Source organism: Pseudomonas sp. SDO5591_S426 (genome assembly GCF_054070755.1).
In genome coordinates, this window is record NZ_JBSVXD010000156.1 from 1 (window position 1) to 13,933 (window position 13,933).

13 protein-coding genes are annotated in these 13,933 nt (G+C 57.8%); 10 read left to right on the forward strand and 3 right to left on the reverse strand.

The features are described 5' to 3' along the window. The first annotated feature begins 197 nt into the window (after positions 1-197). Positions 198-623 carry a YciI family protein gene (locus tag ACW9JC_RS23295; RefSeq protein ID WP_457457893.1) on the forward strand — a complete coding sequence of 142 codons (426 nt, stop codon included), beginning with the start codon at positions 198-200 and terminating at the stop codon, positions 621-623. Positions 624-718: 95 nt separating this feature from the next. Here ACW9JC_RS23295 and ACW9JC_RS23300 read toward each other — a convergent pair whose 3' ends face one another. From ACW9JC_RS23300 to ACW9JC_RS23310, 3 genes are all read right to left on the reverse strand, one after another. Then, positions 719-2,224 (reverse strand): bacteriocin immunity protein, encoded by a 1,506-nt coding sequence (locus ACW9JC_RS23300; RefSeq protein ID WP_457457895.1) that lies wholly within the window; start codon positions 2,222-2,224, stop codon positions 719-721. A gap of 96 nt (positions 2,225-2,320) precedes the next feature. Continuing rightward, complete coding sequence (locus ACW9JC_RS23305; RefSeq protein ID WP_457457897.1) at positions 2,321-2,578, reverse strand: bacteriocin immunity protein; 258 nt, start codon at positions 2,576-2,578, stop codon at positions 2,321-2,323. Between the two features lie 2 nt (positions 2,579-2,580). Next, positions 2,581-5,130, reverse strand: a complete 2,550-nt coding sequence (locus tag ACW9JC_RS23310; RefSeq protein ID WP_457457899.1) for an S-type pyocin domain-containing protein — start codon at positions 5,128-5,130, stop codon at positions 2,581-2,583. 326 nt (positions 5,131-5,456) lie between these two features. Here ACW9JC_RS23310 and ACW9JC_RS23315 point away from each other — a divergent pair, with 326 nt between their 5' ends. Genes ACW9JC_RS23315 through ACW9JC_RS23355 form a run of 9 tightly spaced genes read left to right on the forward strand, consistent with a single transcriptional unit; the run spans position 5,457 to position 13,852 of the window. Further along, complete coding sequence (locus ACW9JC_RS23315; protein WP_457457901.1) at positions 5,457-6,248, forward strand: hypothetical protein; 792 nt, start codon at positions 5,457-5,459, stop codon at positions 6,246-6,248. 10 nt (positions 6,249-6,258) lie between these two features. Continuing rightward, on the forward strand, positions 6,259-6,399 hold the full coding sequence (locus ACW9JC_RS23320; RefSeq protein WP_457457903.1) for a hypothetical protein: 141 nt from the start codon (positions 6,259-6,261) through the stop codon (positions 6,397-6,399). 26 nt (positions 6,400-6,425) lie between these two features. Next, positions 6,426-7,829, forward strand: a complete 1,404-nt coding sequence (locus ACW9JC_RS23325; protein WP_457457905.1) for a DUF1254 domain-containing protein — start codon at positions 6,426-6,428, stop codon at positions 7,827-7,829. Between the two features lie 12 nt (positions 7,830-7,841). Then, the gene (locus ACW9JC_RS23330; protein WP_338580696.1) at positions 7,842-8,789 is read left to right on the forward strand and encodes a SphA family protein; all 948 of its coding nucleotides are present in this window, start codon (positions 7,842-7,844) and stop codon (positions 8,787-8,789) included. An 8-nt stretch (positions 8,790-8,797) separates the two neighbouring features. Next, entirely contained in the window at positions 8,798-9,778 is a 981-nt protein-coding gene (locus ACW9JC_RS23335) for an AAA family ATPase (RefSeq protein ID WP_448107732.1), read from the forward strand. Continuing rightward, on the forward strand, positions 9,775-10,710 hold the full coding sequence (locus ACW9JC_RS23340) for a DUF58 domain-containing protein (RefSeq protein ID WP_457457908.1): 936 nt from the start codon (positions 9,775-9,777) through the stop codon (positions 10,708-10,710). Before ACW9JC_RS23335 ends, ACW9JC_RS23340 begins: the two co-directional genes overlap by 4 nt. Continuing rightward, a complete protein-coding gene (locus ACW9JC_RS23345) occupies positions 10,707-11,291 on the forward strand; it encodes a DUF4381 domain-containing protein (RefSeq protein WP_457457910.1) in 585 nt (194 codons plus the stop codon). Before ACW9JC_RS23340 ends, ACW9JC_RS23345 begins: the two co-directional genes overlap by 4 nt. After that, the gene (locus ACW9JC_RS23350; RefSeq protein WP_457457912.1) at positions 11,278-12,270 is read left to right on the forward strand and encodes a vWA domain-containing protein; all 993 of its coding nucleotides are present in this window, start codon (positions 11,278-11,280) and stop codon (positions 12,268-12,270) included. The genes ACW9JC_RS23345 and ACW9JC_RS23350 overlap by 14 nt, the downstream gene beginning before the upstream one ends. Before the next feature lies 1 nt (position 12,271). Further along, complete coding sequence (locus ACW9JC_RS23355) at positions 12,272-13,852, forward strand: VWA domain-containing protein (protein WP_457457914.1); 1,581 nt, start codon at positions 12,272-12,274, stop codon at positions 13,850-13,852. The last annotated feature ends 81 nt before the right edge of the window (positions 13,853-13,933 follow it).

A 13,933-nucleotide genomic window follows, 5' to 3' on the forward strand; every position in this document is an offset into this window, starting at 1 on the left:
AACAGTATTGCAGAAATGGGGGTATCCATAGATGTGGGAGCGGGCTTGCCCGCGATGACGGCGGCACATACAACATAGATCTCCCACAACGAATGTGGTGCCCCAGCCCCGTCAGAGACTTTTTTTGAACCCGTGTCGAATTCGCATCCCATCAAACGACTACAACTGAAATCTTCAAATCCATCGGAGACATCACCATGCGCTTCATGATCATTGTAAAGGCCAGCCAGGATTCCGAAGCCGGCATCATGCCCAGCGAAGAACTGCTCACAGCCATGGGCAACTACAACGAAGAACTGGCCAAGGCCGGCATCCTCCTCGCCGGCGAAGGCCTGCAACCGAGCAGCAAAGGCGCCCGCGTGCGCTTTTCCGGCGATAAACGCACGGTAATAGACGGCCCGTTCGCCGAAACCAAGGAACTGATCGCCGGTTACTGGTTGTGGCAGGTGAATTCGAAAGAAGAAGCCATCGAATGGCTCAAACGCTGTCCCAACCCGATGCCAGGCACTGAAGCTGAAATCGAGATCCGTCAGGTGTTCGAGCTGGATGATTTCGGGGCGGAGCTGACACCGGAATTGCGTGAGCAGGAGGAACGGGTGTTTGGGCTGAAGAACAAGTGCTGAATACTTCCTTCAAGGAAGCCATACGTTGATCACGCGATCACGTCCTGGACTTTCTATTCGTCCATGGACGTGGTCGTACGCTCGACGTTCACCCGTTAAGCCGGGTATTCCTGTCGATTTCGAAGCATGACGTAAACGGGGTTCAGTCGCGCCTCAGCAGGAAAGACCACGATGTAGTCGTCAAAATGAGCACCTTTGTTATCACTCAAGGGTTCAAGTATTGGCACGGGTGGTGATTGAATAAAGCTCAAACGATTCGATTGTGCCGGGTCTCGGAGTTGACTGTTTCCAAGAGAAGGCGCATTGGACCAACAGATCGTAACCGGCGCAGTGCCATCAGCGGTAAAACTGAACGATTGTGCGCCTTGTTCTTGGCGTGCCAACTTCACCGGCACCTTGAGTGTTGAATTACTTGCCTGAGACGCAGCGACATAGACCTGCGACATTGACTTGACGCCCTCTATCCCCAAGAGCTGAGAGCCTGGTGCGACCGTAACAACTGTGGAGCCCATCCTGAACGGAACATCCACTTCAGCCCCGCTTTGCGCGAGGCTTTGCCAAGCCTCACCCTCGATAGGCATCAACTCGGACAATGGAACGCTAAGGCCAAAGACCTGGGTATCTGCACGACTGGAAAATCCGAAGTTCAGAACAGGCGCGCGCTCGATTGTTTTCCGTGAAGTACCGGAAGCGTCCTGCCATGTAAATTCAGCCACCGCCGAGCGGAGGGATTTTTGCAGTTCAACCTGTTGCAAAAACTCCAGCGCCGAGGGTTCACCCTGTAGCAACACGGCAGGACGATTGTCGATAAAGTCCAATATCCCGTTGATCACGAAAGCCACATGAGCCGGACCGAGTTTTGCAAGCTGACGTGAACTGATCAATTGTTCCTGCGCAATGTTCAACAATGATTCAGCCTCTTCATTAACCCTTTGATGACGCGGATTAATAACCGTCAACCGCGCAAGGTACTGATTGTAAGTTGCGTTGATCTGATACGCGATGCTCTGCCACTGTCCCTGATCAGTCCGAGCAAACCTCAAACTGCTCTGTACGCTACGTTTAACGCTCTCAATGCGCCACTTCCAGAACGCGAATTTTCTGATGGTATTAAGCGCTTCACGCTGAGTTCGTTCGAGCGTGCGGATGCTCGATTCCTGAGAAGAGATATCCAATTGGGCACCTGCCTCACTTCGCAAGTGCGAAGTACTCTGCTCAAACGCTGCAAACGCAGTTTCAACCGCCTGATCCGAGACAGCCACATCTGCAGCAATCCTTTGCACTTCGGCGTAGCCTCGGGTGATAGGGCTCATCGGTAGCGATGGAGACAGTACGGGCAAGGCCTCTTCCTTGAACGCAGCGATACCTTGTTTTTGATGCCAGCCCCTGACAAGTTGTACAACTCCCGCTGCGCTGTTGGAACTGAACCTGTCGTCCGGATAAAACAACAAATCCGCCCCTTGGGGGTGACCGACGATCCGGTCGAAATGGTTGATCAACTCATCATGGTCCTGTTTGGGCAAATCGACTGCCCAGATTTTGTTGACCAGTGTCTGAAATTCCGATGCGGTGTATTCCTTGAGTGATGCTTTAAGTTCCATCCTTGATTACTTCCTGTGTTTTTTGACGAACGTCTGAAGACAATGGCATCTGCTCATACAAATATGTACAGATGCCATTCAAATGGCTAACGCGAGCTATTCGGACTTCAAGCCGGACTTATTATTAGCTGCGCGCCAGTCCTTAACTGCCTTCAGCAACTCCTCCGGAGTGCTACTATCGAAACCATGAATTCCCTCCGGGTGCTCCGTAATAGCCTCAAAATGCAAGATACCTTTGACTACAAAAGAATCAAACGCATCATCAGACAAATCGTTACGCTCTTTATAAATAGCGTTCAGTAAATCAAAAAACTCTGCCTCTGTGTAGTCTTCAAATTTCTCTTTAAAATTCATTATCAGTTCTCTTTTCCATGAAGCTTAATATGCCGCTTTGGCGTCATCACAACCATATTATCCATATCGTAAACTGCGCCCCCTTGTGCCACTTCTTCGAGATGATGTATTTCGAATTTAACTCGTCCTCCATTCCTATCTGGCAATAATGCGATAGGAGCTTTCCCACGCCTCATCAAGTGTAAATCGAACGGCAAAAATTGAGCCTTCAATACTGGGTCCGCTTCTACTGCCTTCCAAAAGGCACGCCTAAACCCATGAAAATTGCGAAATTCCTGCGACCGTAATTGATCCGCAATTTGCGAAGGAATAGGTGCCCCCAGCCCTCGTGCAGCTTCACCCAACCATAACCCCGAAACCGCTTTACCTAAACCGGACCCCACCCCCGGATCATCCCGCCGATCACGAAACAGAGCATCCGGCGAAGGCAGTTCCATATCCCCCGGATACCCAGGAATACTCGCACCTATCTCCCCTTCGTCAACAGCCGGAAACGTCTCGTTTGGCGGTAGGACGGGGATGGCCGGGCTGCCGGGATAAACCAACGGATCGATTGGCGTGATCGGCGATGTCGTCGAACCAAGCTGCTCACTGCCCGGCGGCACCAACGGCTTCCATGTGCTGGCAGGCGGAATCGGCCACGGCACAACCGCAGGCGCGACTCCAATCCAACCTTCGGCACTGTTCGGCACCTTGATGCTGATTTGGTCGAGATTGAAAGGATCGGTCCAGAACTCCGGACGTTCTTGATACCGCAGTTCGAACTCGCGGTTTTCACCGACCCATGTGCTTTTCGGCGCATAAGGGGCAAAACCTTGTTCAATGCGTTTTTTATTCAACTCATCGAACGGCAATACAAGTTCGCGATGCTCTCCCAGCGTTCGCCAGAGCGCTTCGTCGAAGGCCTCGAACGAATTGAATTCCCGACCCCGGAACTGTTCACCGATTAGCGCCGGAATGGCGGCACCCACAGGCTGAGTAGCCGAACTCCACCAGTCTTTGGTCCCTTGCTGACCTGTGCCCGTGACGACTCCCGTCCCCATGGGTGGAACGCCGAAAGACAGGTAAATCGGCTCAAGACCAGGAACGCAAACGATGCAATCCTGAATGCGCCAATCGACACCGGCCGGTATGCCTTGAACCTGTGGTTGCGTGACGGCCAAGGGCGTCTGGTTGGGCAGCTGCGCTTGAGGTGCAGTGTCCGGCGTGAACTCCACATAACGGGTTGGGGAACCGGGGATTTCAGCGGTGTATGCACCGGTTAGCGGATCCAGCGATGCATTCACCACTGGAACCCGCGAATCAATCTCGCCTCCGGTTTTGGTGGCGATGATTGCAGCGCCCTCGTCTGTCGCTAACGGCTTCAGCCGGTACTCCACTTCCGCCGAGCCGCCCGCGTCAGCGATTGTTTGCAACTCTCTACTGTCGTGAAGCTCCAGCGTGTGCGCCGGTACGGCAACAGCATGAAACAAGCGAGCTCGTTGCTCAGGTGTTAGCTCGCCGTTACCCAGCTCGGATGGATAAGCCATTCCTCCGACAAATATCGCAACTTGACCGGCAGTGAGCGTAACCGCTGCTTCGGTCAATAAAACCACCGATCGGGTTACGGCGATTGCCAATGCATCCGCCGCGCCTGCAACCCACGTACTGCCGGCGACAGCAAGGGCTGACATACCAGCCATCGACTGCTTGATCGGAAAACGACAGGTATTGGCATGCTTCACTCGCTCGATGCGCGTATCTGCATCGGCCTGCCGCTTGAAACGAACACGCGCATCGCGTTGCTCGGCGTACTGGCGTTGCCTTTCCCATTGCGCAAGCCTTTCGACCCACTCGGTATGCTCCCTGGTCAGCGCGTTGTTTTTATCGCCGAGAACATTGATCTGTGCCGACAACAATCTGGCTTCGTGTGCCGCGTTATAAGCGCTTTCCCAAATCTGATGACCGCTTGCAAGTGCATCGCCGAACTGCTCCAGTCGAGCCAGATAGTCGGTCGCAGTTCGCAAGAATGGATCATGTCCATCGTATGAGCGCGCAATCCTGTTTTTTTCATTGAGATCTGCGGTTTTGCGGACGCTGAGCCCGTCGATTTGGCTCTTTATTTTGTTGATGGAATAAAGCTGCCAAGGCTCCCCCGAAGCACCAACATCGGGTGGTTTACGCGCCGCCGAAATTTCATGCTCAAGTGATTGCGTGAGTTGTTCAAACCTGACAGCGAAGTTTCGATCGGTCTCAGCTTTAAAAGCGACTTGACGCTGCGCCAACCCTGCGAGCAGTTGCTGCCGCGTCTGGATACGGGCCGTCTCCAAATCTTGTTGAGCTTTTGCTGCGGCTTGTGCCTTCTCCCTTGCCTCCTTTTCCTTTCGCTCCAGATTGGCCTGTTTCCTGAGGGCTATGGTCTTTGCACTCGGGCCACCGAAATTGCCCGAAGCACCGACCCGATTCCCCCCACCACCACCATGTCCACCACCCGAACCACCGCCGGAGGCCGGCGGTCCAGGCCTGATCACTACGTCACCTGTTGATCCATCGTTCAATGTGTTTTGTGCCATACAGTCTCTCCTTGTCTGTAGGGCACAGCATGTCGATGGGATGTAGGTCAGGTGCGGTACATATTTATATGCCTGAGGTATTTATCGCTTTTCGGATTGCAGACACTGACATGCCTGACATCTGGTTTTTGTTAACCTTTTAGTACACAAAACTCGTGAGATTTTGCGCACAAAACCAAAGAATTAATCCTTTCGACTGGCTAAACCGCGGTTAGCTGCTAGCGTCAACCAGACGTGTCCTACAGGCTTGATACCAAAAGAGATTACGTCGTAACGGCCAACAAGTGCCGAGTCATCTAATGAGCCACCAGGGAACCGGGGGAATCATGTTGAAAAAAATGGGGATGGGCGCCGTTGTTCTGGTGAGTTCGCTTGCGCCTTTCATTTTTGCTCAGGCGGACGACGCCGAGACAGCCAACAAAAGCAACAACCCGTTGAACATCGCGCCGGGGATGAGCCTGCAGGATTACTACACCCCGAAGTTCTACGATTCCAATATTCATACCAATGACGTGCTGGTGCGCGGCACGCTGCCGATTGCGCCCAACGACTTCATTGGCGTTCCGCAATTGATACGCGTCACCGCACCGATCAGCACGCGCCCGGACCCGAACAGCGGCTACAGCACCGGCGAAGGTGATCTGAACCTGTTCGATATCTTCCTGCTCAAGACCGAAGGCGTGCAGTTGGGCGTTGGCCCGATGATTACTGCGCCCACTGCCGATCAGGACGAACTCGGCACCGGCAAATGGCAGGCAGGACTGGCTGCCGTAGCGATCGATTCCTCGCCTCGCGGCCTGTTGGGCGCGCTGGTGCAGTACCAGAGTTCCTTTGCCGGCGACCATGACCGGCCTCACGTCGAAAGCGCAACCATGCAGCCTTTTATCATCCATAACCTGGAAAAAGGCTGGTACCTGCGCTCCACCGGGATCTGGACCTTCGACCTGAAGAACGACACCCATTACATCCCCCTCGGTTTGGGTGGCGGCAAGGTGTGGAAATCCGGGTCCAATGTCCTCAACGTCTTTATCGAACCACAGTGGACCGTGGACCACAAAGGCGATGATTTGCCGAAGTTCACGCTGTACGCCGGACTCAACGTCACGTTTGGAAAGTGAGGACATTGCCATGCAGATTGCCATTCGCGCAGCCATCTTCAGCCTGATGACCACGTTCGTCAGTTGCGGTGTTGGCGCTCATGACCTGGATACCCACACGCAACACACCGAACAGCACTCGACGCTTGTCAGCATCACACCCGGGCAATGACGCCAAAGGTTCAATAAGGAAGTTTTATGAGTAATCGCCTGCTGCTCACTACACTCGCGCTTTCCCTGAGCACCAGTGCGTGGGCCGATTTCACCGCTACCCCGGAGCAAGCCCGGAGCATTGCCAAGGAAGCCTATTTGTATGGCTTCCCGGTGGTCGAGATGTACAAGACCCTCTACACCCAGGCCGTGGACAAGAAGAGCCAGAACTTCAAGGCACCGTTCAACCAGATCGGCAATACCGCCAAAGCCTTCACCGCCAAGGACACCGCGTTCGTCACGCCGAATGCCGACACGCCCTACTCTTTCGTCTGGATGGACCTGCGCGCAGAACCGCTGGTACTGACCCTGCCGCCCATCGAAGAGCACCGTTATTACTCGGTGCAGTTGATCGATGCCTACACGCAAAACTTCGCCTACCTGGGCACCCGCAGCACCGGCAACAATGGCGGCCATTTCATGATTGCCGGCCCCAACTGGAAGGGTCGCCAACCACAAAACATCGATCGGCTGCTGCGCAGTGAAAGCAACATTGCCTATGCGCTGTACCGCACGCAGCTGTTCGATGAAAACGACCTGACCAAGGTCAAGCAGATCCAGAAGGGTTACGAGGTCGAAACCCTCAGTCATTACGACGAACACAAGGCGCCGCCTGCCGCACCGAAAGTCGACTGGCCAAAGCCTACGCCGACCATGAGCGACACCCCGGATCTGTTCCGCTACCTGAATTTCATGCTGGCTTTCGCCCCGGCCCAGGACGTGGAAAAAGACCTGCTGGCGCGCTTCAAGACCATCGGCATCGAAGCCGGCAAGCCATTCAACCTGACCAAGCTGAGCGCCGATCAACGCAAGGCGCTGGAGGACGGTATCAGCGACGCCAAGGCAGAATTCGCCGAGTTCAAGAAAACCAGGGTGGATACCCACGAAGTCACCAGCGGCGATTTTTTCGGCACCCGCGATCACCTCAAGGGCAATTACCTGTACCGCTACGCCGGTGCCAACATGGGGATCTTCGGCAACTCCGCCGAAGAGGCCAATTACATTGGCTACTTCGTCGACAAGGACGGCCAACCGGTCGATGCCTCGAAACACGACTACACCCTGCATTTCGACAAGGGCGCCCTGCCCCCGGCCGACGCCTTCTGGTCGCTGACCATGTACGACGGCAAGAACAAGCTGTTGGTGGCCAACCCGCTCAATCGCTACCTGATCAATTCGCGCATGTTGCCCGACCTCAAGCTCGACGCTGACGGTGGGCTGACCCTCTACCTACAAAAGAAAGCGCCGGCCAAGGACTTGCAAAGCAACTGGCTGCCCGCGCCGAGCGGCCCGTTCTACGGCATTTTGCGCCTGTACCTGCCCAAACCGGAAGTCACCAATGGCCAATGGAAAATGCCGTTGCTGACGCCGGTCACCCAACAAAATCAGTAAGCGGAGTCAGTCATGATCAAGCCCTACGTAGTGCGCCCGTTGCTGGCGCTGTGCATGGTCGGCGGCAGCCCGCTGGCGCTGGCGGTTGAAGGCGGGGTCGGCCGGCCGATCACCGGCCAGCAAGTGTTCTCCAATGCCGGGATCGTGCCGCCGGAACCCGGTTGGGTGATGTCCCTGACCAGTATCTGGTATGACGGCGATCTGAAAGGAAATTCACAAGTGCCGATCGTGGGTGCCTTGAGTACCGGGCTGGACATGAAGGTTTCCTACACCATGGCCAACTTCACCCACGTCTGGGACACCGGCAAAGGGCGCTGGAACTACGCGTCGGCGGTCGGCGTGCCGGTGCAGTACACCGACGTTACCGCCAACATCACTGGCCCCCGAGGCAGGACCCTGGGCACGGAAGATACCGGCACTCAATTCGCCGACATGCTGGTGACGCCGATCGCTGCGGGATATCACTTCGACGAAGTCAATCACATCTCGTTTTCCCTGCCGATCTACGTACCGACCGGCGCCTATAACGATAATCGCCTGGCCAACCCCGGGCAGAACACCTACACCTTCATGCCCACCGTGGCCTTCACCCACCTTGACGGCAAAGGCGGCGAACTCACGCTGTCCAGCGGGCTGGAGTTCTACACCGAAAACGACGCCACGGATTATCAGAACGGCGACCTCTTCACCCTCGACGCACTCTGGACCCACGGCTTCGGCAATGGCTGGGCCGCGGGTCTTGCGGCGGGCTACATCCAGCAGATCAATGATGACTCCGGGTCAGGCTCCACCAGCGGTTTTCGCGGGCGCTCGGTGGGCGCCGGCCCGGTGGTGGGCTGGACCGGCAAGTTCGCCGACGCCCAGGCCAATCTGAGTCTGCGCTGGGTGCCGGAGTTCGACACCAAAAACCGTCCGGAAGGCAACGGCATCGCGGTCAACATGACCCTGGCGTTTTTCTAGGAGCTGACATGAGCGCACTCAACGACCTCAACGCCTTGCAAGCGAGTATTGCCGAAGCAGTACTCGGCCAGGATCAGGTGATCCGCCAAATTCTGGTGGGCTTGTTGGCCAACGGCCACTTACTGCTGGAAAGCCTGCCGGGCCTGGCCAAGACCCGCACGGTCAAGGCGCTGGCCAAACACCTGGACGCAAAGATGAGCCGCATCCAGTTCACCCCGGATTTGCTGCCCTCGGACATCACCGGCGCCGAAGTGCTGCATCAGGTCGAAGGCAAAAACGAGATCCGTTTTCAGCCAGGGCCGTTGTTCGGCAACCTGATCCTGGCCGACGAAATCAACCGAGCCCCGGCCAAGGTCCAGGCTGCGCTGCTCGAAGCCATGGAAGAACGGCAGATCACCGTGGCCGGCAACAGCCATGCGTTGCCGGAGCTGTTTATCGTGGTTGCCACGCAAAACCCGATTGAACAGGAAGGCACTTACCCACTGCCGGAAGCGCAGATGGACCGCTTCCTGATGAAGGTGCTGCTCGACTACCCGAGCGCCGAAAACGAAAGCCAGGTGCTGCGCCTGTTGCGCGAAGAAGAACAGGCCCTCGGTGCGAAGACCGCAGCGGTGCAAGGTTTTGCGCTGGCTCAGGACGTGATCTTCGCCGCTCGCCGGGAAGTCAGTGCGGTGCATGTTTCCCCTGCCATCGACCGCTATCTGATCGACCTGATCAACGCCACCCGTCATCCCGCCGATTACGACGCCGACCTCGGCCGCTGGATCAACATCGGCGCCAGCCCGCGCGGCGGCATCGGCCTGGACCGTTGCGCCCGCGCCGATGCATGGTTGCAGGGCCAGGATTTCGTTTCGCCGGACAATGTGCGCGCCGTGGTGCACCCGGTGCTGCGCCATCGTCTGCAACTGAGCTATGACGCGGTGGCCGATGGTGTGAGTGCCGATCAGGTGCTCGACCGCTTGCTCGACAAAGTGGCGATTCCTGCATGAACGCCGACGGGTTGGTCTATGTCTCCCTGGCGCAATTAATGGCCCTGGAGTTCAAGGCCCGTGACCTGAGTTTTGTTGCCCGTCAGCCGCAAGGCAGCATTCTTGCCGGCAACCACGCTTCGCGCTTGCGTGGCCGTGGTTTGAACTTCGACGAGTTGCGCCGCTATCAACCCGGCGATGATTTGCGTCATCTCGACTGGCGCGCATCACTGCGCACCGGTAAACCCGTGGTGCGCACCTTCACCGAAGAACGCGATCGCCCGGCGTTGGTCCTCGTCGATCAGCGCATGAGCATGTTTTTCGGCTCGCAACGCAGCTTCAAATCCGCCCTCGCCGCCGAGCTCGGCGCCCTGGCGGCGTGGATGGTGTTCAGCGCCGGTGACCGCGTCGGCGGAATGGTGTTCAACGACCGACGCATCGACAGCATCGCGCCGTTGCGCAGCCGCAAGCGGATCGAAGCGCTGTGCAGCCGCATCGTCCAGCAGAACCAGGAACTGAACGCGGCCAATCCGGACGCCGAAGGCGAAGACCAGCTCGACAAGGTGTTGCAGCAATGCCTGGCCGTGGCCGGGCACGATCACCTGATCTGCATCGTCAGCGACTTTGCCGGCGCGGGCGAGCGTACGTTACAGCTGATGCGCCAGTTGGCGGCGCACAATGATGTGATCGCCATGCAGGTCTACGACCCGTTGGCGCTGAACCTGCCGAAGAACGGCCGGCTGCTGATCACCCAAGGCCAGTTGCAAGTGGAACTGGCGGTGGAACGGCGTCAGGTGCACCAGCCTTTGGGTGACTTCCTCAGCGGACGGCTCAAGGATGTGGCCACACTGCTGCGCCGCAGCCAAGTGCCGTTGATGATGTTCAGCACCGCCAGCGAAGCGCAGGAACAACTGCGTGCCGAACTGGGCAAGCTTGTTGGGGGGCGGCGATGAACCCCAATGTTCCGAGCATCGAGCAACTGAAGGAAATCGCCCTGCCGGCACCGGTCAGCTATGCGCCGCAGACCTGGGGTTGGTGGGCGTTGCTGGCATTAATCGTGGTAACGGCGCTGCTGCTGGGTGCGCGGCGTTACAGGCAATGGCGGCGTGACCGTTATCGGCGCGAGGCGTTGCTGCGGCTGGCGCAGTTGCAGCAGCGCAGTGGTGATCTGAATGCTTTGCGCGAGTTGCCGGAATTGCTCAAGCGCGTCGCCCTTTCCATGCCCTCCAGACACACCACAAAACCTGTGGGAGAGCTCGCGATGGTGTCCGGTCAGTCGAAATCTGCTTTGAATGTGCCGCCCTCATCGCGAGCAAGCTCGCTCCCACAGGGTCCTGCTGCATTGGGGAAAGATGATTGGCAAGCCTTTCTGCAGCAGCACATCAAGCAGCCGCTCCCCGCGGATTTCGGCCAGCAACTGTCCCTGCTGGCATATGCGCCGGAAGCAACCCTGCGCGCCCTGCCCGCTGAACAACGTCAACAACTGTTCGACACCTGCAAAACCTGGGTGGAGCGTCATCATGTGGCAGCTTGATTACCCCTGGCTGTTACTGCTGCTGCCATTGCCGTTGCTGGGTTATCGCTACCTGCCCGATTACCGTGAGGCGCGCAGTGCCGTGCGCGTGCCTTTTTTCAATGCCATGAGCCGGGCGGTGGGTGAGGCACCGAGCCAGGCCGGAACCCGCAGCAATCGCTGGCAGTTACTGTTGAACCTGTTGGTCTGGGGGCTCCTGCTGCTGGCCGCTGCCCGGCCAGTGCTCGTGGAAAAGCCCATCGAACGCCAGCAACCGGTGCGCGACCTGATGCTCGCCATCGACCTTTCCCAGTCCATGGAGACCACCGACTTCACCGACGCCAATGGCCAGAAGATCAATCGTCTGGCGGCCGTAAAGGAAGTGGTCCACGGCTTTATCGACAAGCGTAAAGAGGATCGCCTCGGCCTGATCGTGTTCGGCAGCGGCGCGTATCCGCAGGCGCCGCTGACCCTTGATCACGCCAGCCTCTCGTTACTGCTGGACGACACGGGGATCGGCATGGCCGGCCCCAACACGGCCATCGGTGATGCGATCGGGCTGAGCCTGAAACTGCTGGACCAAGCCCATGAACAGGAAAAGGTCCTGATCCTGCTTACCGATGGCAACGACACCAGCAGTGCCATCACGCCGGATCATGCAGCGGCCATGGCGGCGGCCAAAGGCGTGGTGATTCACACCATCGGCATTGGCGACCCGAATGCCGAAGGGGAAGCCAAAGTGAATCTGCAAGGCTTGCAGGACATTGCCAAGACCACCGGTGGGCGCTTCTTCCGCGCCGAAGACCGCAATGCGCTGAACCAGGTCTACAGCACCCTCGACCAGCTCACCCCACATCAAGTTAAAACCCTAAGTCATCAACCCAAACGGGATCTGTTCTGGTGGCCGCTTGGCGTTGCAATCGCACTGCTCGCGCTCTATCACCTGTGCGCGCTGCTGCGTCCGCGCCTGACCGTTGACCGTCAACGGCAGGAGGCCTGAGATGGATATCAACCTCAGCGACTTCCACTTCCTGCGCCCACTCTGGCTGTTGCTGCTGCCCTTCGCCGCCCTGCTGCCGCTGCTCTGGCGACGCAGCCAGGATCTGCAACGGCGCTTGCGCAGCAACATTGCCGAACATCTGCTGCCGCACCTGCTGATCACGCCGAAGGATCAACACTGGCTGCGTCCGGTGCATCTGGTCTGTGCCCTGCTGGTGTTGGGTGCGATTGCCGCTGCCGGCCCCACTTGGGAACAGGATCGACCGGACTTTCTGGAAAACCGCGCGCCGCTGATCTTCGCCATAGACCTGTCGCCTTCCATGGACGCCAGCGATGTACAACCGTCGCGACTGGAAGCGGTAAAACACAAGCTGCACGACTTGATCCTGCGTCGCGCCGGCGCACGCAACGCGCTGATTGCGTACGCGGGCAGTGCCCATCTGGTGCTGCCACCGACCGATGACCCGGCCTTGCTCGACACGTTCATCCAGGCGCTAAGCACCGATCTGATCGGCAAACCGGGCAAAGACGTCGGCGCCGTTATCGATCAGGCCAAGCGCCTGCTGGCCGCTGAAAAATCACCCGGCACCCTGCTGCTGATCACCGACGGCGCAGACACTTCAGCGCTGGCCGATCTAGACAAGAAACTCGATGGCAGCGCCCTGCAAGTGCTGATCCTGGCCGTCGGTAGCGAGGACGGCGGCATCATCCGCGGTGCCAGTGGCCAGCCACGCACCGACAGCAATGGACGGCCTGAACTGGGCAGTTTCGATCAGGACGCACTCAAGCAATTAGCCTCTGCGGTAGATGCGCCGCTGGGCAGCCTGACCCTCAACAACGACGACCTCGACTGGGTCGAGTTGCACGCCCAGCAACACTTTCAGGCCGCCAGTGACGAACAGCGCGAACTGCACTGGAAAGACGCCGGCTACTGGTTGTGCTGGCCGCTGTTGCTGATTGCGTTCTTCAGTGTGCGCAAGGGCTGGAGCCTGAACTGGATGGCGGGCTTTGTGCTGGTTGTCGGGCTCGGATGGCAACCGACCCCAGCGCAGGCCAATGCACTCACCGATGCTTTTTTCACTCGGGATCAGCAAGGCCGCTGGGCCTTTGAGCACGAGCACCTCCCGCAGGCCGCCGCACTTTTTGTCGACCCCTACTGGAAAGGTATCGCCGCCTACAACGCCGCCGATTTCGATCTGGCGCTGGCCAGTTTCGCGCGCCTGCAAACGCCGCAGGCGTATTTCTACCTGGGCAACATTTACGTGCGCCGCTTCAAATTCGATCAGGCCATTGCGGCTTACACCCAGGCGCTGAAATTGCAGCCGCAATTTCCCGAGGCCACCGCCAACCTTGCCTTGGCCATCGCCTTGCAGAAAGACACCGAAAGCGCCGAGCAGAATGCGCCGGAGGTCAAACCCGACGAAATCAAAATGGACAAGGCACCGGGCAAGGGCCAGAGCAAAGCCGTAGAGACCGAACAGGCGGCATCGGATGAACAGTGGTTGCAGAACCTCAGCACATCGCCGGCGAAGTTCCTGAAACAGAAGTTCAGCTTGCAGGATCAGGCGGGGGTGAAGCCATGATCAGTCTGTTGAACCGAGTCGCGGCCATCGCGGGCAAGCCCGCTCCCACAGGTTGCTATGTCATGTTCAAAGGGTGTGAAC

What these genes read in the sequence shown, in the direction of transcription:
- ACW9JC_RS23310 (WP_457457899.1), bottom strand. Translation starts at nt 5,130, where the DNA reads ATGGCACAAAACACATTGAACGATGGATCAACAGGTGACGTAGTGATC.
- ACW9JC_RS23300 (WP_457457895.1), bottom strand. Translation starts at nt 2,224, where the DNA reads ATGGAACTTAAAGCATCACTCAAGGAATACACCGCATCGGAATTTCAG.
- ACW9JC_RS23315 (WP_457457901.1), top strand. Translation starts at nt 5,457, where the DNA reads ATGTTGAAAAAAATGGGGATGGGCGCCGTTGTTCTGGTGAGTTCGCTT.
- ACW9JC_RS23355 (WP_457457914.1), top strand. Translation starts at nt 12,272, where the DNA reads ATGGATATCAACCTCAGCGACTTCCACTTCCTGCGCCCACTCTGGCTG.
- ACW9JC_RS23350 (WP_457457912.1), top strand. Translation starts at nt 11,278, where the DNA reads ATGTGGCAGCTTGATTACCCCTGGCTGTTACTGCTGCTGCCATTGCCG.
- ACW9JC_RS23345 (WP_457457910.1), top strand. Translation starts at nt 10,707, where the DNA reads ATGAACCCCAATGTTCCGAGCATCGAGCAACTGAAGGAAATCGCCCTG.
- ACW9JC_RS23305 (WP_457457897.1), bottom strand. Translation starts at nt 2,578, where the DNA reads ATGAATTTTAAAGAGAAATTTGAAGACTACACAGAGGCAGAGTTTTTT.
- ACW9JC_RS23320 (WP_457457903.1), top strand. Translation starts at nt 6,259, where the DNA reads ATGCAGATTGCCATTCGCGCAGCCATCTTCAGCCTGATGACCACGTTC.
- ACW9JC_RS23335 (WP_448107732.1), top strand. Translation starts at nt 8,798, where the DNA reads ATGAGCGCACTCAACGACCTCAACGCCTTGCAAGCGAGTATTGCCGAA.
- ACW9JC_RS23295 (WP_457457893.1), top strand. Translation starts at nt 198, where the DNA reads ATGCGCTTCATGATCATTGTAAAGGCCAGCCAGGATTCCGAAGCCGGC.
- ACW9JC_RS23325 (WP_457457905.1), top strand. Translation starts at nt 6,426, where the DNA reads ATGAGTAATCGCCTGCTGCTCACTACACTCGCGCTTTCCCTGAGCACC.
- ACW9JC_RS23330 (WP_338580696.1), top strand. Translation starts at nt 7,842, where the DNA reads ATGATCAAGCCCTACGTAGTGCGCCCGTTGCTGGCGCTGTGCATGGTC.
- ACW9JC_RS23340 (WP_457457908.1), top strand. Translation starts at nt 9,775, where the DNA reads ATGAACGCCGACGGGTTGGTCTATGTCTCCCTGGCGCAATTAATGGCC.